General features: G+C 69.1%; 24 protein-coding genes and 2 pseudogenes. 14 read left to right on the forward strand and 12 right to left on the reverse strand.

The annotated features are described in order from the left end of the window. Nucleotides 1–10: 10 nt before the first annotated feature. The gene (gene arfB / locus F0344_RS15385) at nt 11–445 is read right to left on the reverse strand and encodes an alternative ribosome rescue aminoacyl-tRNA hydrolase ArfB (protein ID WP_185299340.1); all 435 of its coding nucleotides are present in this window, start codon (nt 443–445) and stop codon (nt 11–13) included. A 195-nt stretch (nt 446–640) separates the two neighbouring features. Here arfB and F0344_RS15390 point away from each other — a divergent pair, with 195 nt between their 5' ends. Further along, nucleotides 641–1,216, forward strand: a complete 576-nt coding sequence (locus tag F0344_RS15390; RefSeq protein WP_185299341.1) for a TerD family protein — start codon at nt 641–643, stop codon at nt 1,214–1,216. Between the two features lie 104 nt (nt 1,217–1,320). Here the strand turns inward: F0344_RS15390 and F0344_RS15395 are convergent, their stop codons facing one another. Both F0344_RS15395 and F0344_RS15400 read right to left on the reverse strand, forming a co-directional pair. Further along, nucleotides 1,321–2,784, reverse strand: a complete 1,464-nt coding sequence (locus F0344_RS15395; protein WP_185299342.1) for a M1 family metallopeptidase — start codon at nt 2,782–2,784, stop codon at nt 1,321–1,323. Nucleotides 2,785–2,959: 175 nt separating this feature from the next. Beyond that, nucleotides 2,960–3,517 carry a GlcG/HbpS family heme-binding protein gene (locus F0344_RS15400; protein WP_185299343.1) on the reverse strand — a complete coding sequence of 186 codons (558 nt, stop codon included), beginning with the start codon at nt 3,515–3,517 and terminating at the stop codon, nt 2,960–2,962. Between the two features lie 241 nt (nt 3,518–3,758). On the opposite strand from F0344_RS15400, the gene F0344_RS15405 reads away from it, so the two are divergent. From F0344_RS15405 to F0344_RS15415, 3 genes are all read left to right on the forward strand, one after another. Next, nucleotides 3,759–5,057: a sensor histidine kinase gene (locus tag F0344_RS15405; RefSeq protein WP_258049948.1), complete on the forward strand. Its 1,299-nt coding sequence runs from the start codon at nt 3,759–3,761 to the stop codon at nt 5,055–5,057. Next, entirely contained in the window at nt 5,054–5,692 is a 639-nt protein-coding gene (locus tag F0344_RS15410; protein WP_185299344.1) for a response regulator, read from the forward strand. Before F0344_RS15405 ends, F0344_RS15410 begins: the two co-directional genes overlap by 4 nt. An 87-nt stretch (nt 5,693–5,779) precedes the next feature. Next, a complete protein-coding gene (locus F0344_RS15415) occupies nt 5,780–6,280 on the forward strand; it encodes a hypothetical protein (protein WP_185299345.1) in 501 nt (166 codons plus the stop codon). A 55-nt stretch (nt 6,281–6,335) separates the two neighbouring features. Here the strand turns inward: F0344_RS15415 and F0344_RS15420 are convergent, their stop codons facing one another. The 3 genes and pseudogenes from F0344_RS15420 to F0344_RS15430 form a co-directional block, all read right to left on the reverse strand. Continuing rightward, nucleotides 6,336–7,058 carry a pentapeptide repeat-containing protein gene (locus F0344_RS15420; RefSeq protein ID WP_258049949.1) on the reverse strand — a complete coding sequence of 241 codons (723 nt, stop codon included), beginning with the start codon at nt 7,056–7,058 and terminating at the stop codon, nt 6,336–6,338. Nucleotides 7,059–7,235: 177 nt separating this feature from the next. Further along, nucleotides 7,236–7,739, reverse strand: a pseudogene (locus F0344_RS15425) (GNAT family N-acetyltransferase); the annotation flags it as partial. Between the two features lie 14 nt (nt 7,740–7,753). Then, nucleotides 7,754–8,671 carry an aminoglycoside phosphotransferase family protein gene (locus tag F0344_RS15430; protein WP_185299347.1) on the reverse strand — a complete coding sequence of 306 codons (918 nt, stop codon included), beginning with the start codon at nt 8,669–8,671 and terminating at the stop codon, nt 7,754–7,756. A gap of 18 nt (nt 8,672–8,689) precedes the next feature. On the opposite strand from F0344_RS15430, the gene F0344_RS15435 reads away from it, so the two are divergent. Next, nucleotides 8,690–9,334 carry a rhomboid-like protein gene (locus F0344_RS15435; protein ID WP_258049950.1) on the forward strand — a complete coding sequence of 215 codons (645 nt, stop codon included), beginning with the start codon at nt 8,690–8,692 and terminating at the stop codon, nt 9,332–9,334. A 71-nt stretch (nt 9,335–9,405) separates the two neighbouring features. Then, nucleotides 9,406–10,806: an NAD(P)/FAD-dependent oxidoreductase gene (locus F0344_RS15440; RefSeq protein WP_185299348.1), complete on the forward strand. Its 1,401-nt coding sequence runs from the start codon at nt 9,406–9,408 to the stop codon at nt 10,804–10,806. A 2-nt stretch (nt 10,807–10,808) separates the two neighbouring features. On the opposite strand, the pseudogene F0344_RS15445 reads toward F0344_RS15440, so the two are convergent. The 5 genes and pseudogenes from F0344_RS15445 to F0344_RS15465 form a co-directional block, all read right to left on the reverse strand. After that, nucleotides 10,809–11,078 (reverse strand): annotated as a pseudogene (locus F0344_RS15445) (DUF1990 family protein); the annotation flags it as partial. A gap of 120 nt (nt 11,079–11,198) precedes the next feature. Then, a complete protein-coding gene (locus F0344_RS15450; protein ID WP_185299350.1) occupies nt 11,199–11,432 on the reverse strand; it encodes a hypothetical protein in 234 nt (77 codons plus the stop codon). Nucleotides 11,433–11,617: 185 nt separating this feature from the next. Continuing rightward, on the reverse strand, nt 11,618–12,124 hold the full coding sequence (locus tag F0344_RS15455) for a DinB family protein (RefSeq protein WP_185299351.1): 507 nt from the start codon (nt 12,122–12,124) through the stop codon (nt 11,618–11,620). A gap of 41 nt (nt 12,125–12,165) precedes the next feature. Continuing rightward, the gene (locus F0344_RS15460; protein ID WP_185299352.1) at nt 12,166–12,327 is read right to left on the reverse strand and encodes a hypothetical protein; all 162 of its coding nucleotides are present in this window, start codon (nt 12,325–12,327) and stop codon (nt 12,166–12,168) included. 349 nt (nt 12,328–12,676) lie between these two features. Next, a complete protein-coding gene (locus F0344_RS15465; protein ID WP_185299353.1) occupies nt 12,677–13,696 on the reverse strand; it encodes a helix-turn-helix transcriptional regulator in 1,020 nt (339 codons plus the stop codon). A 1,343-nt stretch (nt 13,697–15,039) separates the two neighbouring features. Here F0344_RS15465 and F0344_RS15470 point away from each other — a divergent pair. The 3 genes from F0344_RS15470 to F0344_RS15480 all read left to right on the forward strand — a co-directional run bounded on the left by F0344_RS15470 (nt 15,040) and on the right by F0344_RS15480 (nt 17,968). Next, nucleotides 15,040–15,645 carry a hypothetical protein gene (locus F0344_RS15470; protein WP_185299354.1) on the forward strand — a complete coding sequence of 202 codons (606 nt, stop codon included), beginning with the start codon at nt 15,040–15,042 and terminating at the stop codon, nt 15,643–15,645. Nucleotides 15,646–15,746: 101 nt separating this feature from the next. Beyond that, complete coding sequence (locus F0344_RS15475; protein WP_185299355.1) at nt 15,747–17,195, forward strand: helix-turn-helix domain-containing protein; 1,449 nt, start codon at nt 15,747–15,749, stop codon at nt 17,193–17,195. Nucleotides 17,196–17,254: 59 nt separating this feature from the next. After that, nucleotides 17,255–17,968: a 4'-phosphopantetheinyl transferase family protein gene (locus tag F0344_RS15480; protein WP_185299356.1), complete on the forward strand. Its 714-nt coding sequence runs from the start codon at nt 17,255–17,257 to the stop codon at nt 17,966–17,968. 53 nt (nt 17,969–18,021) lie between these two features. Here the strand turns inward: F0344_RS15480 and F0344_RS15485 are convergent, their stop codons facing one another. Beyond that, the gene (locus F0344_RS15485; RefSeq protein WP_185299357.1) at nt 18,022–18,279 is read right to left on the reverse strand and encodes a hypothetical protein; all 258 of its coding nucleotides are present in this window, start codon (nt 18,277–18,279) and stop codon (nt 18,022–18,024) included. A 467-nt stretch (nt 18,280–18,746) separates the two neighbouring features. Between F0344_RS15485 and leuA the strand changes: the two genes are divergently transcribed. The 5 genes from leuA to F0344_RS15510 all read left to right on the forward strand — a co-directional run bounded on the left by leuA (nt 18,747) and on the right by F0344_RS15510 (nt 23,379). Further along, on the forward strand, nt 18,747–20,474 hold the full coding sequence (gene leuA / locus F0344_RS15490; protein WP_185299358.1) for a 2-isopropylmalate synthase: 1,728 nt from the start codon (nt 18,747–18,749) through the stop codon (nt 20,472–20,474). A gap of 85 nt (nt 20,475–20,559) precedes the next feature. After that, complete coding sequence (locus tag F0344_RS15495) at nt 20,560–21,330, forward strand: thioesterase II family protein (RefSeq protein ID WP_185299359.1); 771 nt, start codon at nt 20,560–20,562, stop codon at nt 21,328–21,330. A gap of 23 nt (nt 21,331–21,353) precedes the next feature. Further along, nucleotides 21,354–21,698, forward strand: coding sequence for a phosphopantetheine-binding protein (locus F0344_RS15500; RefSeq protein ID WP_258049951.1), 345 nt, complete (start codon nt 21,354–21,356; stop codon nt 21,696–21,698). Next, nucleotides 21,695–23,092 (forward strand): cytochrome P450, encoded by a 1,398-nt coding sequence (locus F0344_RS15505; RefSeq protein ID WP_185299360.1) that lies wholly within the window; start codon nt 21,695–21,697, stop codon nt 23,090–23,092. The genes F0344_RS15500 and F0344_RS15505 overlap by 4 nt, the downstream gene beginning before the upstream one ends. 74 nt (nt 23,093–23,166) lie before the next feature. Then, nucleotides 23,167–23,379 carry an MbtH family NRPS accessory protein gene (locus F0344_RS15510; RefSeq protein ID WP_185302705.1) on the forward strand — a complete coding sequence of 71 codons (213 nt, stop codon included), beginning with the start codon at nt 23,167–23,169 and terminating at the stop codon, nt 23,377–23,379. Nucleotides 23,380–23,433 lie beyond the last annotated feature (54 nt).

Consider the following 23,433-nt stretch of genomic DNA (forward strand, 5'->3'; position numbering starts at 1 on the left):
GCCCGGGCTGTTACCAGTCGCGGCCGGAGCGGCCGCGCTTCGTGTCGCCCCGCTGCTTCTTCTCCCGCAGCCGGCGCTCGTTGATCCCGCGCGGAATCCGGCGCTTCACCCGCGCCTTGGGGGGCGGGGCCGTGGCCTCCGCGAGCAGTGCGGTGAGCCGGACGGCGGCCGTTTCACGGTTGCGCCACTGGGAACGGTGCTCGGACGCCCGTACCACCACCACACCGTTGACCAGCTTGTTCGCCAGCCGTTCCAGCGCGCGGGCCTTCCAGACCTCGGGGAGCGACTCGGTCGCCGCGAGGTCGAAGCGGAGTTCCGCCTGCGAGTCGCTGGTGTTGACGTGCTGCCCGCCGGGCCCTGAGGACCGCGAGAAACGCCACATGAGCTCGGCCTCCGGCAGGGAGACCGCACCGCGGATGACATAGGGCCCGGACATGACACCCATGTTCCCTGGCCCACAGGGTGTTCGTCACCATCTTTTGCCGTAAGAGCTGTCCGGTGGCTGTCTGGAATGGGACAGAAGTTCGGCAAAGAAAGTAAAGGGAACAGGAACCTCGTGGTCTGTTGCCTGCGTTATGACGGGTGACGGTAGCTTTCGTGATGGCACGAAGCCCGTACACGACGAGGAAAGGGACTTCCCATGGCAGTAAGCCTGTCCAAGGGCGGCAACGTCTCGCTCACCAAGGAGGCACCGGGCCTTACCGCCGTCACGGTCGGCCTCGGCTGGGACGTCCGCACCACCACCGGTACCGACTTCGACCTCGACGCCTCGGCGATCGCGGTCAACACCGCCGGCAAGGTCTTCTCCGACGGCCACTTCGTCTTCTTCAACAACAAGGCGACGCCGGACCAGACCATCGTCCACACCGGTGACAACGTCACCGGCCAGGGCGAGGGCGACGACGAGCAGATCAACGTCAACCTGGCGGGTCTGCCGGCCGACATCGACAAGATCGTCTTCCCGGTCTCGATCTACGACGCCGAGAACCGCAGCCAGAACTTCGGCCAGGTCCGTAACGCGTTCATCCGCATCATCAACCAGGCCGGCGGCGTGGAGCTCGCGCGCTACGACCTGAGCGAGGACGCCGCCACCGAGACCGCCATGGTCTTCGGCGAGCTCTACCGCAACGGTGCCGAGTGGAAGTTCCGCGCGGTCGGCCAGGGTTACGCATCGGGCCTGCGCGGCATCGCGCAGGACTTCGGCGTCAACCTCTGACATCACCCGCTCGGGCGTCCCCGCCCCAGTGCTCCGGGAGCCCCCGGCCGCGTCCTGTCGGCCGGGGGCTCCCGTGCGTCGCGGGCCCGGCCGGTGACCGGAGGTCAGGGCGTGACGGGTGCATCAGGGTCTTCCGGGCGCCCGTCCCCGTACAGCCACGTCTTCCACAGCCCGCTCAGGTCCCGTCCCGTCCGCTTCTCCGCATAGGCGGTGAAGTCGTCCGTCGACGCGTTTCCGTGCCGGTGCGCCCGCGCCCAGCCCCTGAGCAGGCCGAAGAACGCCTTGTCGTCGTCCATCGTCTGCCGGAGCCTTTCGAGCACCATGGCCCCGCGCCCGTACACCGGGGCACTGGAGAGTTCCGCGGCGCTCGGCGGATCCGCGGGCGGAAAGGCCCAGTTGTCGTCGTCGAGGAAGGCGGCGTCGAAGCTCTCCCGGGTCGGGGTGTCCTCCTTGTCCTCGGCCCAGAGCCACTCCGCGTACGTCGCGAAGCCCTCGTTGAGCCACATGTCCTGCCAGCTCGCGGGCGTGACCGAGTTGCCGAACCACTGGTGGGCCAGCTCGTGGACGAGAAGCCCGGTGCTGGGCGGGCCGGGGAAGACCGGCCGGTTCTGGGTCTCCAGCGCGTATCCGGCGTCGCCCCGGCGCTCGATGACCGCGCCGGTGGAGGAGAAGGGGTACGGGCCGAACCTGCCGGCCGCCCACCCCGTCACCTCGGGGATACGGGCCAGGGCCGAGGCGCTCCCCCGAGCCACTTCCGGGTCGACAGCGGTGAACACCGTGATCCCCTGGGGGGTCTTCGTGCTCTTCGTCGTGTAGCGGCCGATGGCGACCGTCGCCAGATAGCTCGCCATCGGCTCGGCGGTGCGCCAGCGGAAGGCGGTGCGGTCGCCTGTCGTGCGACGGGAGACCGGTTCACCGTTGGAGACGGCCGTCAGGCCCTTCGGAACGGTGACACCGATGTCGTACGTGGCCTTGTCGCTCGGGTGGTGGTTCCCGGGGAACCAGGCCATGGACCCGGTCGGCTGGCCGAGCGCGAGGGACCCGTCCGCGGTCTTCAGCCAGCCCTCCTTCGACTGGTCCCGGTCGGTGATGGTCTCCGGGGCGCCGGAGTAGCGGATGACCGTGCGGAACGTCCGGCCCTTGCGCAACTGGTCCTCCACGGCGGCGTCCGGACGCACGGTCAGCTCGCTGCCCGCGCGGTTGACCGCGGCGGGACGGCCCTCCACGCTCGCGCTCAGGACGTCGAGCCCGGCGAGGTCGAGGTTGAACGAGCTGAGGTCCTGGGTGGCACGAGCGGTGATCGTAGCGGTGCCGCGCAGCTCGTCCCGGCGGGGCCGGGCATGCGCGTCCACGTCCACGTCCAGGTCGAGGCCGTAGTGCGTCACGTCGTAGCCGCCGTTGCCGAGCCTCGGGAAGTACGGGTCGCGCAGTCCGGCCGCACCGGGCTTGCCCTCCACCCCGGCGGTGACGGCGGTGCAGGCGGTGGTGAGGGTGGAGGTGAGGGTGGTCAGCACGAGCAGCAGGGCCGCGGCGGGCGCCGTGCGCCGTATCTGGGTTCGCTGTTCCACACCGGTGATCCTATGTGCGGAATTTCGGGTTGGGCGTGCCTGCGCGGTCAGCGCCGTGCGGTGCAGAACGGGTGGTCGGCGCGCGGCGGTGCCGAACGGGTGTCGCCGTCGGCGTCCCGGTGCAGCGCCGCGATCTCCGTCATGTGCCTTCTCCCCGCGTTCGGTCTGCTGAGCCTCAGTTGGCGAGCGAGGCGACGCCCGCCCGGGCGAACTTCTCGTCGAGGTCGCCGCTCGGGGCGCCGGCCACACCGATGCCCGCGACCGGGGCGCCCTTGACCTGGACCGGAGCACCGCCACCGAGGAACAGGGTGCCGGGGATGTCCTTCAGGTTCGGGGCCTGCTCCAGACGCTTGACCAGCTCCGAGGTGGGAGCGTTCCAGGAGACGGCGGTGTACGCCTTCCTCACGGCCGACTCGGGGGACTGCGGGCCCGCACCGTCACCGCGCAACGTCACGATGGTGTTGCCGTTGCGGTCGACCACCGCGACCGACACTCGCTGGTTCTCCTTCTTCGCGGCGTCCAGCGTCGCCTGCGCGGCCTCCGTGGCCGCGGCCGCGGTGAGGTGCGTGGACTGCTGGAGGTTCTCGTCAGTCGCGTCGGCCGCGATGGCCGCGGCGGGGGCGGCGGCCGGGGCCGAGGCGTTCGCGGACATCGTGCCGAAGGTGCCGGCACCCAGGGCTGCGACGGCGACGCCGCCGGTCAGGACACGGGTGCGCATCGACATCTTCTTCATGGTGGTCTCCTCGGAGTATGTGGTTCGGCCGGAGCACGTCGTCCGGCTCGTTCGCTCTGCTATCGATCCTCCGGCCGCGACCGGCCCCGTACCGTCGGCGTACCGGCTCGACGAACCGCCCGGGACGGCTGACGGCCCCATCGGCCGATCGGTTGATGCGGGCGTCGCCCCGAGGGGTCACCATGGAGGTGTCTGCGCAGGTCAGCGCGGCAGGACACCACACGGCAGGACGGGGTACGCAGTGCAGCGCCGAAGCGGACCCGACCTGAGCGCCGACCCCGACGCACGGTGGCTCACGCTTCTCATGCACGCCGCGTTCTTCCTGCTGCTGAGCGCCTCGCTGGCCCGGTTCCTGCTCCGCCACCCCGGCGAGGCCCGCACCCCGTGGATCATCGCGCTGTCGGTCGGCCTCGCCGTGCTCTATCTCCTGGGCCCTGTGCTCGGCTCCCGCCCGACCCCGCGCAGCCTGGTCTGGCTGGGTGTCCTGGTCGTCGTCTGGATGATCCTGGTCATCCTCGCGCCGAGCTTCGCGTGGTGCGCGGTACCGCTCTTCTACACCGGGCTGCGGATTCTGCCGCCCCGCGCCGCGTACGCCCTCGTCGTCCTGCTGACCGTGTTCGTCGTCATCGCACAGCTGAGCCTGGCCAAGGGCTTCGATCCGAACCTGGTCCTGGCACCACCCGCCGTCGCCGCCGTGGCCACGGCCGTGTTCGTACAGATGCGGCGCCAGGCGGCACGTCAGCGGGAACTGGCCGACCGGCAGCGCGAGCTGATCGACGCCCTGTTGCGTACGCGGCGCGAACTGGCCGCCACCGAGCGCCGCGAAGGGACCCTCGCCGAGCGCCAGCGGCTGTCCATGGAGATCCACGACACCCTGGCGCAGGGCCTGTCGAGCCAGCAGATGCTGCTCCAGGCCGCCGACCGCACCTGGGACGCCGACCCTTCTGCAGCCCGTCGCCACGTGCTGACGGCGACGGGCATCGCGGAGCGCAATCTCGCCGAGGCGCGCCGCTTCGTCCACGACCTGGCCCCTGCCGATCTGGCGGAGGGCGGCGGCCTGGAGGAGGCTCTGCGCGCACTCGCCGCCCGCGAGTCGGTGCCGGGCCGGATCACCGTCCGCTGCCATGTGGAGGGCACCCCGCGCACGGCCCTGCCGGACCGGGTCCAGTCCGCGCTGCTGCGGATCGCGCAGGGGGCGCTGTCGAACGTCCGCGAGCATGCGGAGGCGACGGCCGCGGCCGTGACGCTGACCCACCTCGACGACCGGGTCGTCCTCGACATCGCCGACAACGGCCGTGGCTTCACCCCCTCCGCTCCGGTGGTCCGCCCGTCCGGCGGTCTGCGCGGGCACGGGCTGCCGGCGGTACGAGCCCGCCTCCAGCAGCTCGGGGGGACCCTGACGATCGAGTCCGCTCCGGGTGAGGGCACGGTCCTGACGGCGGCGATCCCGCTGTACCCGGCACCCTCGCCGCCCGCCCCGCCCCCGTCACCACCCACGCCCCCGCCGCCCCCACCCCTGTCACCGGAGGAGCCCGCATGACCTCGAACGCCACGGGAACGGTACGCATCCTGCTCTGCGACGACCACGCCGTCGTACGGGCGGGGCTGCTCGCCCTGCTCGGCAGCGAACCGGACATCGAGGTCGTCGGCGAGGCGGGCAGCGGCGAGGAGGCCGTGGCGCTGGCCGCCAAGCTCACCCCTGACGTCGTGCTGATGGATCTGCAACTGGGCGAGGGGATCGACGGCGTCGAGGCCACCCGCCGCATCGCGGCCACCGGCGGTGTCCACGTCCTCGTCCTCACCACGTACGACACGGACGCCGACATCACGCGCGCGATCGAGGCGGGCGCCACCGGCTATCTGCTCAAGGCCGAACGCCCGGAGGAGCTGTTCGCGGCGATCCGCTCGGCGGCGCAGGGCCGCACGACGCTCTCCCCGCCGGTCGCCAGCCGTGTCATGGCGCGGATGCGGAAGCCGCTGCCGACCCTCACCGAGCGCGAGCTCGACATCCTGGCGCAGCTCTCGCAGGGGCTCGGCAACCGCGACATCGCCCGTGCGCTGTTCATCAGCGAGGCGACGGTCAAGACCCACCTGGGCCGCATCTACGACAAGCTCGGTGTCGACACCCGTGCGGGCGCCGTCTCCGTCGCCAAGGAACAGCGGCTGCTGCCCTAGGCAGTGGAGATCCGGCCCGTCCGGCGGTTCGCGGGCCACCGGCGATCATGGCGGAGGCCACCGCACCGGGCATGACACCATCGACATGTGCTCGACATCGGCTACTCCCTCTCCCGACGCTTCCCCGATCCTCCGCAGACCGACTACCGCCGCGCGGACGTCCGCGCCCTGCGGCACGACCTGTTCTCCGGGGACGTCTATCTCGCGGACACCAAGGCGGACCGCGAGGTGTCCACAGCCTGGGGATGGGTTCCGGTGCTCGACTTCGCGTGGGCGCTGTGCGACATCGTCGAGCAGATCGACCAGGACCCCCGGGGCAACCGCTCCCACCGGCAGCAGTACGCCGAGCTGGACTTCACCGAGTCCTCGGACCGGATGATGTTCGAGCGCCGCTTCGGCTGGGTGGACGTCGAGGCCGACTGGATGCCCAGCGACGAGCCCCCGCTGACCTTCGGCCACTCGCTCCTGCGCCGTGAGGCCCGCGACTTCCTGCACGACCTGGTCGCCGACCTGGCCGACATGCACGAGGGCCTCGCCGACAACCCGATCGTCTGGGACCTCCAGTCCCGCTTCCCCCGCCTGGGATGAGCCCTCGCCCGGGCCCCGTCATGTGCCCGGCCCCCGTCACGTGCCCGGCCCCCCGTCACGCCTCCACCCGCACCCCGATCCGGGCCGCGAAGGCAGGGGCCAGTTCCATCAGCTGCGACGGGCTGATCACCGCCCCCGCCAGCTGCTCCACACCCCGGGCGATGTCCAGCTCGGCGACCGTCCGCAGGTCCACCGACTCCATGCGTACGGCGCTGAAGTCGGCCCGCTTCAGCACACAGTCCCGGAACTCCACCCGCACCAGGTGGGCACCCCCGAAGTCCGGCTCGGACAGCACGCAGCCCTCGAAGACCACGTCCTTGAGCCGCGCCTTCCGCAGATTCAGGTAGTCGACCTTCCCGCCGCGCACCAGCACCCGCTCCAGCACAGCGCCGTGCAACTGCACCCCGCCCAGCCGGGCGTCCACGATCTCCACGTCGCGCAGCGAGGCCCCCGAGAGATCGGTGCCCACGCCCCGTACCCCCGTCAGCACGGAGTCGATGAACCGGGATCTGGTCAGCTCCGTACGGTCCAGGGCGCAGCCGTCCAGCGCGCAGTCCATGAAGCGGGCGCCAGGACCGGACTGGTCGCTCAGATCCACCGCCTCGAAGCGCACGCCGTCGTAGTCCCCGTCCGGCTCCAGCTCCTCCCCCTCGTACGCCACGAGCGGCGGCAGCCGGACCTCCGCCCGCCGCGCCGCCGCGATGCCGTCCTTCCCGCCCCTGCCGCCCGTGCCGCTGCCCTTGCTGCCCCTGCTGCCCCTGCTGGTGGTTCCCGCCATGCCCCCATCGTGACGTATCCCGGTCATCGGCCCAGGACTGGTGTCCCGGGCCCCGACCGTCGCCACCGCACCGGGAAGCCCTCCGCAGCCCCCCACCGCGCTGGAGACCCGAGGCACGACGGGCAAGGTCGTGCTCGTCCCGTAGAACCGCGGACAGCACCTCCAGCCCCGTGACCGCTACTTCCCGCCGAGCTCCGCCAGCGCGCCGTCCGTCAGCCGGTACACCGTCCACTCGTCCTGCGGCCGGGCGCCCAGGGACTCGTAGAAGGCGATGGACGGGGCGTTCCAGTTCAGGACCGACCACTCCAGGCGCTCGTACCCCCGCTCCGCACAGATCCGCGCCAGCTCCGTGAGCAGCGCCTTCCCGTGGCCGCCGCCGCGACGCTCCGGGCGTACGTACAGGTCCTCCAGATAGATGCCGTGCACCCCACGCCAGGTCGAGAAGTTGAGGAACCACAGCGCGAAGCCGACGACCTCGCCGTCCGCGTCGGACACGGCGATGTGCGCGTACGCGGCGGGCCGCTCGCCGAACAGCGCTTCGTGCAGCTGCTCCTCGGTGGCGTTGGCCTCGTGGAGGGCCTTCTCGTAATCGGCCAGCTCACGCACCATGGCGTGGATGGCGGGGACATCTGCGGGGGTAGCGGTACGAATCATGAGAGCAGCGTAGACACCCGCTCCCCGAACACGCGCACGAGTTACCGCCGCCCCATCAGCCGCCGGGCGATCACGACCTGCTCCGGTGCAATGCGGGCCCCGCCCTCACGCACCTCCCACAGCGCGTTCTGCAGCACCCGCCCCAAGGTCCAGGCCCGCGCCCGCTCGCGGTCCCGGTCCATCCCGAGCGCCTCCGTCAGCACGTCGAACCGCCACCGCACCTCCCCGGCGTCGAAACGGTTGACCAGCGCGGGAAACAGATCGAAGCCCGGGTCCCCGGCCAGCGGCTTGGGGTCCAGGGCGATCCACTCCCCCGCCCGGCCCTCCTCCGCGCGCCCCGCCAGGACGTTGCCGAAGTGCAGGTCCCAGTGCAGCAGCCGGTCCCCCGGCTCGCCCGCCACGTCCCGTACCGCCGCCGCACAGTCCTCCAGCAGCCGCCGCTCCCCCTCGTCCACCAGCGCGGCCACCGCGCCCGGTGCCTCACCGAGCATCCGGGCCGCCGCTTCGCCCAGCCCGCGCAGCCCCTCCGGAGCCGGTACGGCCGTCAGCCCGCCCAGCAGCCCCGCAAGCACCCGCACGGCCTCCCGCCCGTCGTCCAGCGCCGACAACGGCCTCCGCTCGTCCAGCCGTTCGAGCAGCATGGTCCCGGTCTCCGCGTCGTGGTCCAGCAGCCGCACGGCCCCCGCCCCCGCCGCACCCCACGCCCGCAGCGCCACCGGTTCCCCGGCCGTCTCCTCGTCCACCGCCTGGAGTTTCAGCGCGGCCGGCCGCCCGTCCGCCTCCCGCACCACCGGAAGCACCAGTGCGCACACGCCGTACATCGCGTCGCCGTCCCGCCGCAGCCCCCACGCGTCGAGGAACCGTCCGGCCAGCCCCGCCAGCGCGGCGCCGAACGCCCGGCCGGACGCACCGCCGTATGCGGACAGAGTGGCGATCAGCCCATCGGGAATGTCGATCACGCCCTCGATCGTAGGGCCGTGCGTCAATCGCGTATGCCCCGAAAACGTCCGGCCGCGCGCGCCCTCACCGCGATCCGCCGCTGGATCACCGGCGCTCCCGGTACGTACACCTGGCTGATCCTTCTCCTCCTCACCACGGTCTTCGCACAGGAGCTCCCGGCCCAGCCCTCAGCCTCCCTCCACGTGCTCATGGACGACCCCCTGCGCGTCCTCCTCCCCGGCGCCCTCCGGATCGACGGCGGTCACTGGCTCCTCTACGCGGCCCTGTTCACCGTCTTCCACGCCACCGCCGAACACTGGCTCGGCACCCTTCGCTGGCTGACCGTCGCCGCCGCGGCCCAGTTCCTCGCCCCGTTCGTCACCGCGGCCGTCCTGACCTGGGCCGTACGCCACGGCCACGCCCCGCCGTACGCGGTCCACACCCCCGGCACGGGACCCGGATACGCGCTCGCGGGAGTCGCCGCCGTCCTCACGTACCGCATCCCCCGGCCCTGGCGTGCCCTGTACGCCTTCGCCGTGCTCGTCGCCCATGCCGTCCCGCTGGTCAGCGGCAGTACGTTCGCCGAACTGGGCCACTCCACCGCCGTACTGACCGGCCTCGCCTGCTACCCCCTCGTACGCGCTCTCCCCCGGTGCGAGACGCGAGGGGCCACAGCGCAGTAACGTCCCGGCACAGAAGCTCGGCCGAACACCGGACCACCGGACCACCGGACCACCGGACAAGCAGGGGAAACATGAGCACCGTCAGTACCGTCAACGGCGGCATATCGTTCTGGTACGCGAAGGAGGGCACCCCCGCCCCCCGCGAGCCGCTGCCCGGCGACGTGAGCGCCGACATCTGCATCGTCGGCGGCGGATACACCGGACTCTGGACGGCGTACTACCTCAAGAAGGCCGTCCCCTTCCTCAACATCACTGTCCTGGAAGCCAAGTTCTGCGGTTACGGCGCCTCGGGGCGCAACGGCGGCTGGCTCTACAACGGCATCGCCGGACGCGACCGCTACGCGAAACTCCACGGCCACGACGCCGCCGTGCGCCTCCAGCAGGCCATGAACGACACCGTCGACGAGGTCGTCCGGGTCGCCGCCGATGAGAACATCGACGCGGACATCCACCGGGGCGGCGTCCTCGAAGTCGCGTACACACCGGCCCAGCTCGCCCGCCTCAAGGCCTTCCACGCCGTCGAGATCGCCTTCGGCGAGAAGGACCGCGTCCTGCGCGGCGCGCGCGAGACCGCCGAGCGCATCAGGATCACCGGAGCGGTCGGCTCCACCTGGTCCCCGCACGGCGCACGCCTGCACCCGGCCAAGCTGGTCAAGGGCCTCGCCGACGCCGTCGAGGCGCTCGGCGTCACGATCCACGAGTCGACCCCGGTCACGGAGATCAAGCCCAAGCACGCCATCACCCCGTACGGCACGGTCCGCGCCCCCTACATCCTGCGCTGCACCGAGGGATTCACCGCCGGTCTCAAGGGCCAGAGGCGCACCTGGCTCCCGATGAACTCCTCCATGATCGCCACCGAACCGCTGCCCGCGTCGGTGTGGGACACCATCGGATGGGAAGGCCGCGAGGCCCTCGGCGACATGGCCCACGCCTACATGTACGCCCAGCGCACCGCCGACGACCGCATCGCACTGGGCGGCCGGGGCGTCCCGTACCGCTTCGGCTCCGCCACGGACAACGACGGACGCACCCAGCCCGCCACGATCGAGGCCCTGCGCGACCTGCTCGTCCGCTTCTTCCCCACCACGGCCGGCGCCCGCATCGACCACGCCTGGTCCGGCGTCCTCGCCGTCCCGCGAGACTGGTGCGCCACCGTCACCCTGGACCGCTCCACCGGCCTCGGCTGGGCAGGTGGCTACGTCGGCTCCGGCGTGGCCACCACCAACCTCGCGGCCCGCACCCTGCGCGACCTGATCCAGCAGGACTCCGGCCAGGCGGGCCCCACCGACCTGACGGCCCTCCCGTGGGTCAACCACAAGGTCCGCCGCTGGGAACCGGAACCCTTCCGCTGGCTCGGCGTACACGCCATGTACGCGGCCTACCGCACGGCGGACCGCCGCGAGACGACCTCACCCCGCCCCGACACGGACCCCCTGGCCAGGGCGGCGGACCGGATAGCGGGCAGGCACTGAGGTCAGCCCCGCAACGCGCGCCGGTAGCGCCCCCGGTACACCCGCTGTGCCACCAGCAGCAGCGGGAACAGATACCGCCACACGCCCCCGGGCGCCCGGCTCGTCAACGACCGCAGGGTCGGCGTGACCCGGCCGTCCGGACTCCGGCTCACCACGAACGCCTCCTCGCCGGAGACCGGATGGCCCGGCAGCGTGCCGTACGCGAACCCGCACCGGTCGGGCGTGTCGACGACGGCGACGACCAGCACCGGCTCGTGCACGGCCACCGGTCCCCGGGCCGCCGTGACGAGGTACTCCCCCTCAGAGTGTCATCTGCCCAGCATTCATGGCAGGCTTCCTGCTTCGCCCCTCGGCAGGCGCGAGTTCTGGCAGGTACTTGGAGAGGCGCGTCGTTACGTGCTGTCTCCGTATTCGACCAAGACTGCACGCCTCAGCTGGTACTTGACGGAAGGCCCGTAGGACGCTTCGAGGCGGCGGGTGCCGGTCTCCCGGTCGGGGGGTTCGAGACGTGCTGCGAGTGCGAGTACGGCGGCGGCCTGGGCTGCGGTCTGGGGTCTGGCGCCGATGTGGCCTGCTCCCCCGTTGCATCGGCGTTCGTCGCGGTGTCTGCGGTCCTCGGCGAGCATGTCAGCGATGTAGGGGGGAAGGTCTGCGAGTGGTCGGCGTGCTCGCCCAGCCGTGCGGCGACGGTCAGGCAGCGCACGGCGGCGAACCAGTCGGAGCCCGGCACGGGCTCGCCCGCTGTCAGCGCGGTTGCGTCTTCCACGGCACTGTCACGGTCAGCTCGATCCGACTCTGGCTCCGCCCGTGACTAGTCGCCGGTCGTGCCGTCGAGCATCTCGCGCAGAATGTCCAGGTGGCCGTTGTGGCGGGCCGTCTCCTCGGTGAGATGGAGGAGGATCCAGCGCAGGTCGACATGGAGGCCGTCGCGAATGGTTCCCTTGGCCTGCTTGTCCAGATCGTTCCCGGCGACCAGTTCGCGGTAGTGGGCGCTCTGTTCGGCGTATTCGTCGAGCAACTGCGTAAGCGGAAAGCCGACGGCGATACGCATCTCGCGGTCGGGGTCCTCTTCCGTCATGGGGGCCCGGTCTTCCTCGCCGAGGAAGATCACCTGGAACCAGTAGTACTCGACCCAGCGGAGGTGGTTGATGACTCCGCTCATGGTCATCAGGGGTGAGCCCGGCAGCAGCGCCTTGCGTGCGTTCTCCGCAGAGACACCGTCGCACTTGGCGCGGGCGGTGTCACGTACGTAGTCGAGGAACGTGGTGAGCTGGGTGCGGTCGTCCCATGCGGGCGGCGTGTCGTCGATTTTGGTCATCGCGCGAACCTTCCCAGATCACCACGCCCGATGTCGAGGCATTAAGCGGCGGACCCTACCTGCTCACCCAGCATGGTGAGGGCGAGCGTGACGCCCCAGAAGACGGCGGATAGAAACCATTCGTCACCCTGACTCATGGTCCGGCCGACCGTCGCGCCGCTGACCGTGATGGCGGCGAGCGTGCACAGAGCGATCCGCAGCACGCCGGACTTCAGGTTCAGCAGCCGTCGGGCGAGCGGCGCGGGTACGAAGGTGAAAAGGAATCCGAAGAGTAAGGCGGGTAGCAGGTACTGGCCTGGAGGCGAGTCCGCCAGCGATGTGAAGGTCCGCAGCGATGCTGCATGATCCAGGACCGTCGACCGCTTGTGCCGCCATACACGCCCCGAACGGCTGTGAGTCGGCACATACGCGTCGCCCCGCGGGTCTCGACCAGGAGAAACCGGATCACCTGGTGACGCCGGAACCCCCGGTTCGCGTCCAGAGACACCCGGTATGACGCCAGGCTCGTGGCCGAGTCCGTACGTACATCCTGGTACCGGCTGTCGCCGCTCCTCACGTTGCCGTCTTGGCTGAAGCCTCCTCCACGGCACTCAGGTCGGAGCAGTCCAGAAGGTCGGTCTGTGCGATGAGGTAGGCGAGCTGTGCGCGGCTGCGGCTGCCGAGGACTTCCGAGGTCTTCTGGACGTGGGTGCCCACCGTTCGCCTGCTGATGCCGAGCCGTCCAGCGATCGCCTCGTCGGTGTAGCCCTCCACCATGAGCCGCAGCACGGCCCTTCGGGTCTCGTCGGTGAGGGGCGGCGGGCGCAGCCGGGAGGGGACCTCGCCCACGGCTGCCGCACGGCTCCACGCCTGCTCGAAGCCCTTGACCAGGTACTCGATGACACTTGGGTGCCGAATGAGCAATGCGGACTGGCGGCGGTCGCGCGGACCGGGGATGAAGGCCGTCCTGCTGTCGCACACGATGAGTCGATCGAACACCTCGTCGAGCGTCCTGACCTCCGCACCCGCGGACACCACTCGCTCGATGTAGGAGAGCGTGGGGCCGTGTGCCCGCACCGTGTGCTGGTACAACGTGCGCTGTTTGACGCCGCGAGCGGCCAGCGCGAGATCGCGCGGCAGGGCCTCGGCGAGGAGCTCGGGCGAACGGCCACCGTTGGGCTGGGCGGTCAGCAGCTCCTCACGGCAGGACTGAACCGCCTCTTCCAGAGCGGCTGCGATCACGCTCTCGCTGGAGAGCACCTCGATCGAGGTGCCGCCGTCCTGCTGGGCCTCCGCGTAGACAACCTCCGCCCGGGCCATCGTGGCGCGTATCGCCGTCAGGGTGTCCTGGTACTCGGTGATTGCTTGCTTGATCGGCCGGGAAAGTGAGGCAGCAGCAAGGTCTGGAGGTATCGGAGTGAGAGAGCCCGGGTTGTCCGGCAGGAACCGGAGCAACCCCAGGTCGAGCAGGCAGTCAGGGACCCGGTCACCCGTAACGCCCCCCGCTGCCAGCACATCGCGATAGCGCTCCAAGCCGTCCTCGCATAGCTCAGGGAGCCGCGCCACCCCCACCTGATCATGCTTTGTGCACATTTGTCCCCCCTTCGCGTTCCTGCACTGCCCACTCATGATGCCAGCTAAATCTTCACTCGCGGCGAACAACGGTGGATGATTCTGGAACACCGCAACGGTGAGCTCAGTCCTTGAATCGGGGGGAACCATGATTTACCGCATTCGCATCATCTCTGTCACACTCGGAACGGCCGCTCTACTGACCTTTGACGCCGTCAATTTCCTCGCGGGCAGCGCGACGCCGGTAAATACTGAATACGCGGCTTCTGCTTCGCAGGGTTCCGGAACCGCTGCGCCGGCCGACTCTGCATGGGGGTAATTCCCGCCATTGCTCCCGCAGCCGTCAGGACGGGATGCGGTCCGAGTGGATGAGGATCCGAACATCAGCGCGGCCACGGTGACGTCGCCCAGGCGACCTGGCATGAGAAACGCTGATTCTCACACCTCGCGAGAACCAGCGTGACTCGTATCTGATATCCGGCGGATTTGGGCAGAATCTGACAAATCCCAGTACACCCTTGACGGCGATCCAGAGTGTTACCCGTCAGTGAAAGTGTGTACCCCCGTGTGTGTCGGTTCGCGCGGGAATGCCGGCGTCACGGTACCGGGCACCCCGAGGCGAGCGTCTTCGCGCCGGCGTGCTCGACGGACCGCCGCCCCGATGGGCGCCACCGTGAGCCGACGGCATGGCGCAACGCGGCGAGCCAGCCGAAGGGCATGCGCGTTCGCCATCAACTGAGCTGCGGGAACCGGCATTTGCGGAAGTCCGACGCGTCTCGGCCGATCGTCGTCCGGGAGTGTCCGACGAGGCGACCGGTATGCCCCGCGTGGCTCCACGTCTCGGAATTCGCCTTCGCGACTCACATTCGGTGCAGTCCCGTGACCGGAGCTGCGAGTGGCGCACGCTACTGGGGGTCGGGCCCTTCTGTGAGTCACCCACAGATGTGGCAGTGCCTGAATGAAATGCCTGGTGTAAAGGAGGAGGAGTCAAGATGACCGATCGGCCCGTGGTGGCCCTGGTCGATGCTTACTCCAGCGCGCGACTGCTCGTTTCCCCGATCCGGGATCGAGGTTATGAAATTGTCCATGTGCAGAGCACTGCAGCCATACCTGAATGGTTTACGTCGTCCTTTCGCTGCGATGACTTCCGTGACCTCGTGGTGCATCGAGATCAATTCACGGACACGCTGGACCGCGTGTCCTCCTACCGGCCGGTAGCCGTACTGCCCGGACTCGGCACGGGGGTCGGACTCGCTGCGGATCTGAGCGCGGGTCTGGGTCTGCGAAACTGTGGTGTGCGACGGAGCGTGACTCAGGGGAATTCTGCGAAAATAGCCGGACCGAAGGGATTCAAGGTGCATTCCGTGAGTCTGGACGGGGTCCACTACATCTGCGATATCTGGGAGACGCGGCAGACCGGTTCGCTGCAAGCGGACGGACGGCCGCGCGGTGCGAGGCTACTCGCCCGCCGGTGCCTGCGGCAGGACCGCTTGGTGGACCTGACTCTGACAGGACTCGACGCGGCAGAGCTGCGTAACGGTCCGGCCTGCACGGAGTTCGAGGACACCGCGCACGGTCCGGTCCAGGTCGCCCCGAGCGGGGGCATCTGCGCGACCGACGAGCCGCTGCTCACGCGCGCGGCGATCGGCGAAGGACAGGCCGACTGGACCGTCTTTGCCTATCTCGCCCCGGAATGGTTCCGGCTGCGTGCCGCCAGGCCCTACCGGCAGCTACGGCACGCGGCCTGGGTAGCCCTGCCCACTCCGACGTCCGGTTCCGCGAGATTCCGCAGCCTCATGCGGGAACTGAAGGCACTGAAGAGTTACCACGGCGCAGTGGTGGGCGGAGCTCCGCCCGTGACCCGGGTTCAGTTCCTCCACGCCGACGAACAAACCGTGGAGCGTGACTACGTCGCGGCCTTGTCCTCGATGGAGAGGTACGGGGAAGAGCCATGGACATCAGCCGGCTGAACGCCTTTCTGACCGTGGCTTCTTCTGGACGGCGCCGGGAGTAGGGCATCACGGATGCCAGTACCCCGGCCGACATCGCGTTCAAGGGGGATGCGGCGACGGTGTGCGACCAGAATCAGTTTGCTGTCCGCAGCACGAGACACAGTGGCGAGGATGCTTTGAATTCGACTCAGAACCGCGACGCGCGCACAGTAATGCTGAACCATCAGGTGTCTCCGAGCCTCGGGGCTGTACTCAAGGCGGCGCGCAGACGCATCGGCGTCACCCAGACTCAGCTCGCCGACCTGTCGTCTGTCAGCGTCCGGACGATTCGCGATCTCGAACTCGATCTCACCCAGAACCCCCGGCGGGAAACTCTCCGACTACTGCTGGACGGTCTGCGACTGACCGGAGTCCAGCGGGCGAGAGTCGAGGAAGCAGCCGCTGGGCCGTCTACCCACGGCATACCGGCCGACTCCCTCGCCCCGCCGCCCGCCGTCCTCGAACCGACCATCGGCCGCGAGCGCGACATCGAAGCTCTCATCGGTCTGATCAAGTTCGGCGGACACCGCCTGATCCGACTGGTCGGCATGGCCGGAGTCGGTAAGTCCCGGCTGATCCAGGAGGTCGCCGGGGCGATGGACGCCTCTGTCCAGATGCCGGTCGTCTGGGCGGAGCCGGAGAGCGAGCCCACCGGCAAGCCCGCGGACCGCTTGCAGGCTCATGTCGCCGCCCTGCTCCGCGACGATGCCGAGCTCGGCTATCTGGCCACCGCCTTTGGCACCAACGACATCCTGCTGGTGGTGCCTGACGTCACCATGAGCCCCGGCTCGGAGTTGGCGCTCCGCCGCCTGCTGGTGCAGTGCCGGGGACTGCACGTCCTGTACGAGGCCCGTGAGGGCTCGAAGTGGGGCGCGGGCACTGACTACCCTGTCTTTCCGCTGTCCGTGGCAGACCGTTCGGGCGGTCCCACAGCCCCTGAATCGGCCGTAAGCCCTGCTCTGCAGCTGATGCTGTCGCGCTGCGGCTCCCTCGAACGCGAGGCGCTGGGCGACTGCCGGATCATGGCGGCGCTCGCCGGTATCTGCCAGAGCCTTGACGGCATCCCCCGAGCGATCGAAGCTGCCGCCGCTTGGCTCCTCCTCTACAATCCGGACCAACTTCTGAGCCTGGCCAGGCACAATCCGTTCAAGCTCGCCACCCCACCCGGCAACGACACCGCCGATCTGCGGACGGTGCTCGAGGCGTCCATCAAGTCGCTGCATCCGCGCGACGCCGACGTCCTGCGCCGGCTCGCCGCCCATTCGCGCCCTTGGACCATGGCCCAGGCCTTCGCCTCGCCGGAGCAAGTCGGCGACTCGGCGCTGAGCTCCATCCACTTGCTGTGCACCCGGGGCCTGGTGCGCCCAGCCAACTGGGACGCCGGCGGCACCCCCAGGTTCACCGTGCTGAACCTGGTCCGCCATCTGCTGGCGGAGAGCGCCGCACCGGCGGCCCCCGCGATCGAATCCAGGGGGCCTCTGCGTTGGCAATCCCCTGCGAGCGTGGAGTCCCCGTCCTATGCGGCTTGAGTGCGTGAACGGGCCTGATCGTTGAGTGGGCTCACAGAACAGAGGAGAATCGAGAGCACGTGCTCGAGCACATACTTCCCCCCACGGTCCAGACCGCTCACTCTCTGAGTGATCGCGCCGACGCCGAGGCCGTGTTGTTCCCCGAGGAGTGGCCCACCGTCGCCACGGCCGTCGCCTCCCGTCAGGCGGAGTACGCGACAGTACGTGCCTGCGCGCGTGACGCGCTCACGAAACTCGGGCAGCCTCCCGTGGCCCTGGTTCCCGGTGAAGACAGGGAACCTCGCTGGCCGGCCGGAATCGTGGGGAGCATGACCCACTGCACGGGTTTCCGGGGTGCGGCGGTCGCGCACGATCGCGATATCGCCGCACTGGGCATCGACGCGGAACCGAATGCTCCATTGCCCGACGGCGACAGCCTGCTGAATGTACTGGCGCGCCGCGAAGAAGCCGACCTCCTGGCGATCCTGCCTGCCTGCGGAACCGCATGGGACCGGTTGCTGTTCAGCGCGAAGGAATGCGTCTACAAAGCCTGGTTCCCACTGACCAGGCGCTGGCTCGGATTCGAAGAAGCAATCGTGAGGATCAGCCCCGCAGGAACCTTCGAAGCACAACTACTCGTCGAGGGGCCCACGCTGGACGGAGAAGTCCTGGAAAGCTTCAGCGGCACCTGGCTGCACATGGACGGCCTGCTCCTGACCGCTATCGCCGTGCCGCTTCGGCGTACAAGTGAACGTGGCGCTGGCTACGAGTCACGGGCTGAACCCGGGAGTTGATGGCATTTGCCATCGCTCTGGAGAGGGGAAGCAAGGGCCGAAGGGGTCGACCGTCAGTACCAGTCGTCGTCAGACTTCGTGACGTCGTGACGACCGTAGGGATCAACATCCTCGGGCAACGGCGGGAGCACCAGGGCTCTTGGCAGCGGCCCTTGGTCCTGCTGGCGTGCGTAGCGATGCATACGGACCCGCAGATGCATCTTGCGTTCCCGCACCCTCAGCCGACGCCGCTCCCGCCGTCCGGCTTCATCGTCGTCCAGTTCCTGGGTGAGTCGCCGATTCTCCCAGTAATCACGCTCCTGGTCGGCCACCTCCTCCCCGGGAGAGGGGGCACCTTCACGGTCACCGTCATCGTCCGAGCGAGCTGTCATGCAGCTCAGATTACTTGCAGCCCGGAGTCCTCGAGTGTGGTGTGCACCACCCTTCAAGAGGCGACTCGACGTCCTGGTCCTCGCTGCGGGAGCCGGGGCGGATCCGACCGGCGGTACTGGGCCGAAGTCGCCGCCTGTTCGCCTCTGTTGCTGCCGATCCCGGAGCTCTGGCACTCCTAAGGTCTTGATCCATCGCGCACGGCGATCAGATCGCCGTACAAGCAGGTTGGGGGACCAGCGAGCGTTCTTTCCCGAAGGCGCACCAGGCCTGTGACTGCTGCTTTCGGCCATGCGCACAACGTCGCGCGACTCTTCGGCGCGGCAGGCACCCGTACAAGCCGACTCCTGGGGGGAGCGCGCCCCTCAGTACACGGACATTCCTTTCCGATCTGGACAGAGGACCAATAATGTCAAGCACACTCGTGGAACGGCCCACCTCCGTGGCCGCCACCTCCCTGACCGGTACCTCCCTGACCGGTAGCGTCCAGCAGCCGAGCGGTATGCCGGTGCACCGCTACAAGCCCTTCGACAGCCCGGATCTGCCGGACCGCCGGTGGCCGGCGCGCAAGCTCCGCAAGGCTCCTCTGTGGTGCTCGGTGGACCTCCGCGACGGCAACCAGGCGCTGCCCGAGCCCATGGATCTGGCGCGCAAGCACCGGCTGTTCCGACAACTCGTCGCCATGGGGTTCAAGGAGATCGAGGTCGGTTTCCCGTCGGCGAGCCAGGTCGACTTCGACTTCGTGCGCGAGCTGATTGAGCAGGACCTGATCCCGCACGACGTGACGATCCAAGTCATCATGCAGGCACGTACCGAACTGATCGAGCGCACCTTCGAGGCGCTGCGAGGCGCCCCGCGCGCCGTGGTCCACCTGTACAACTCCGTCTCGCCACTCCAGCGCCGGGTCGTGTTCGGCGCGGACCGTGAGGACATCCTCCACATGACGGTGCAGGCGGTCCGGCTGATCACCAAGCTCGCGGCGCAACATGTCGACGGAGAGATCCTGTTCGAGTACTCGCCGGAGTCCTTCACCGCGACCGAGCCTGACTACGCGCTGGAAATCTGCGAGGCCGTCATGGACGTCTGGCAGCCCGCTCCGGGGCGTCCGATCATCATCAACCTGCCTGCGACCGTCGAGTGCACCCTGCCCAACGAGTTCGCCGATCAGGTCGAGTGGATGGACCGCAACCTGAGCCGTCGCGAGCACATCAGCCTGTCCGTGCACCCGCACAACGACCGGGGCACGGGGGTGGCTGCGGCTGAACTGGCGGTCCTGGCCGGGGCCGACCGGGTGGAGGGCTGCCTGTTCGGCAACGGCGAGCGCACCGGCAACGTGGACCTGCTGACGCTCGGCATGAACCTCTTTTCCCAGGGTGTCGACCCGATGATCGACTTCTCGGACATCGCCACGATCCGGCAGGTCGCCGAGGAGTGCACTCAGTTGCCGACCCATCCGCGTCACCCGTACGCGGGCGACCTGGTGTACACAGCGTTCTCCGGTTCCCATCAGGATGCGATCAAGAAGGGGTTCGACTCGATGGAGCGAGCGGTGCAGAGCACCGGGACTCTCGTCGGTGAGACCCCCTGGGGCGTTCCCTACCTGCCGATCGACCCGAAGGACGTCGGCCGTTCGTACGAGGCGATCATTCGCGTCAACAGCCAGTCGGGCAAGGGCGGGGTCGCCTACCTGCTCAAGACAGGGCACGGCTTCGACCTTCCACGCCGCCTCCAGGTCGAGTTCTCCCGACTGGTCCAGCGGCACAGCGAGGAATGCGCCACCGAGGTCGGGTCCGCGCAGATGTGGGAGCTCTTCACCCGGGAGTTCCTGGCCGAGGGCCTGCGGCTGCGGGTGACCGGCACGGCGGACGGCGTGGTCGAGGCGGAACTCGACGGATCCACCCGCTACCTCCGAGCCGACGACGGTGAGGCGTTCGCCGAGGCGCTGCGGGGCGTCGGGACGGACGTGGTCGTGCAGTCCCTCACCGTCCAGCCGCCCGGCGCCGAGAACTCCTCGGTGGTCGCCTACGCAGAGTGCACGGTCGGTGGGGAGAACGTCTGGGGTGTCGGCCTCCACTCCGACGAGGCCGGCGCGGCCGTGCGCGCCATAGCCTCCGCGGTCAACCGGGCCGCCCGGTAACACCGCAGCACGCCGCTACGGACCGGGGCGGCCCGCCACGGCACCGGCAGCTCGCGCCCGGGCCCATGAGATAGGCAAAACAATGATGTTCAGAGATCTCCGGAAGCGTCCCGGGACGTCCTCCAACGGACCGGCCGAGGAGCTGACCTGCTATTTCCTTCACCATGCGGGCGGCTCCGCCGCCGGCTACATGCCGCTGGCCCAGGCTTTCCCGCCTGGCTGGCGACTGCGCGCCATCGACCTCCCGGGCCGCGGCGCGGCCTCCCATCAGCCGCACTGCCGTGACGCGGCGGAGGCCGTGGAGCTTCTCAAACCCGCCATCCTGGCCGAAGCGAGCGGCCCGTACGCCGTGTTCGGGCACAGCATGGGCGCCCTGATCGGATACGAGCTCGTCCGGGAGCTGGAGCGGGCCGGCCTCCCGCCGGTCTGGCTCGGGGTGTCCGCGATGCCCGCGCCCAAGCTGGCGTGCGCCCGCTTCTCGGAGCGCCGCGACCTGTGGCCCCCGGAGCACTTGATCAGCTTCATGCGGAGGCTGGGCGGCACTCCGGAAGAGATGCTGACCGACCCCGAGACAGCGGACTGGATGGTCGGCGTCCTGCGGGGCGACCTGCACCTGGTGGACACCTACGAGTACGCGGAGGGACCGCCCGTCACGGTGCCGATGTCGGTCTTCATGGGCGTCGAGGACGAGCTGTCCACGCCCGAGCTGATCGACGACTGGCAGTCGTACTGCACCCGGCCCGTGCGGTTCCACCACCTGTCCGGGGGCCACTTCTACCTGTTCGAGCAGGCAGAGAGCCTGGCTCGGTACATGGCCGAGGACATGGCGGAGGTCAACGAGACGGCACCACTGTGATCACAGTCCACCCTACGTACGAGATGGATCCCGACCGAGAAGGAAAGACAGCAATGGAAACGTCACCGAAGGCCGTCCGGCAGCAGGGCGAACAGGGTGGGATATCGGAACAGCCGAACACATTCCCTGACCCGTCCGCTCCACTGGTGCGGGAAATCGCGGACCTGTGGGCATCACTTCTCGACGACCGCGAGGTCGGGGCGGAGGACAACTTCTTCGAGATCGGCGGAAATTCGCTGATCGGCATTCGAATCCTTGAACAGCTGTCGCAGACATACCGAGTCCAGCTGTCCGTACGTGACTTCTACCTGGCGCAGACCCCGGCTCGGGTTGCCGAGCTGATCGAATCGGGCAGGGTCCGGGCGTGAGGCTGACACCGGGCGCCGGCCGCGACATCGACCTCGATGATGTCGATCTGCTCGACCTGGACCTCTACACATCGGGCGATCCGCACCGTGTCTGGGACATGATGCGGGCGAGAGTGCCCCTGCACCACCAGACGCTCGCGGACGGCCGGGAGTTCTGGTCGGTTACCCGCTACGACGACGTCTGCCGCGTACTCGGCGACCGGGAGTTCACCTCGGAACGTGGCACGGTGATCACTCATCTCGGGGAGGACGACGTCGCGGCCGGCGTGCTGCTGACGTCCACCGACCCGCCCCGGCACACCGAGGTCCGCAGGCCGATCGCTCCCAAGCTCACCGCACGGGCGGTGAAGTCCTGGGAGGACAGCATCCGGCGGGCCATCGTACGGTTCCTCGAACCGGCCCTCGACGGCTCCACCTTCGACCTGGGCGAGCAGGTGCAACGCCTGCCCGCGATCGTCACGGGTCCGCTCCTGGGAATCCCGGAGAAGGACTGGGACGAACTCGTACAGCTGACCTCGATGGTGATGGCCCCCTCGGACCCGCACTTCAAGCTCGGCAGCGAAGCGGCGACACTCGCCATCGCCCACCACGAGCTCGTCGATTACGTGACCCAGTGGGTCAAACGGCGGCGGTCGGACGGTGGCGAGGACGGGAGCCTGCTCGACCACCTGATGAGCGTCCGGGCTGGGGACGCGCCGCTGACCGACGAGGAGATCGCCCTCGACGGCTACAGCATCCTTCTGGGCGCCAACATCACGACTCCGTACACCATCTCGGGCACGGTGCAGGCGCTCATCGAACACCCCGAGCAGTACGCGCGGGCCGCCGCCGACCTGTCCCTGGTGCCCAACCTCGTCGAGGAAGGGCTGCGCTGGACGTCGTCCGCGTGCAACTTCATGCGGTACGCGGTGCACGACGTCGAGATCGGCGGGGGCACGATTCCCGCCGGTGGAGCGGTCGTCGCATGGATCGGGTCGGCCAACCGGGACGAGTCCCGGTTCCCCGACCCGCACGGATTCGACATCACGCGCGGCAATGCGAAGCGCCAGGTCGCCTTCGGCTTCGGACCGCACTTCTGCATCGGGGCGCCGCTGGCCCGGATGACCCTGCGCATCTTCTTCGAGGAACTTCTTCAGCGGTGCGGGTCGATCGAACTCGATGGAGAGCCGCAGCATCTGCGGTCGATCTTCATCGCGGGGATGACCCATCTGCCCATCACCGTCCGGAAGAGGCGAAACGGCGGTCGCCACTCCGAGGGGCAGCGGGGCGCCGGTTCGGCGACAGACGGAGCCGGCGCCGCCGCAGGGCCTGCCGAAACACCGGAACTCGACTGCCCGGCAGTTGCCGCTGTTCTGCCTCAGCAGCTGCCGGTGACGGTCGACACCGGGTTCTAGCCTGATTTTCTGAGCCTCTTCCGGCAAGGCCGCCATCTTTGAGCTCACCCACCCACATCCCGACCGGAGTAATGATGAGCAATACCTCATGGGAAGCATCGGAGAATTCCGCATGGCTGGCCGTGCGCAACAAGGAAGGCCGGCACAGCATATGGCCTGTCGGCCTTTCCATACCCCCCGGATGGTCTGAGGCCGGGTACCGAGGCAACAAGTCCGGTTGTCTGGAGTGGATTTCGGAGAACTGGGTGGACTCGCGCCCGGCCGGTGTGGGGCGGGTGCGGACGTGAGCATTCGAGAAGGCGGTCGGCAATGGCTCGTCCGCGACATTGATCCCGATGCGC

The organism is Streptomyces finlayi (assembly GCF_014216315.1).
Lineage (GTDB): Bacteria > Actinomycetota > Actinomycetes > Streptomycetales > Streptomycetaceae > Streptomyces > Streptomyces finlayi_A.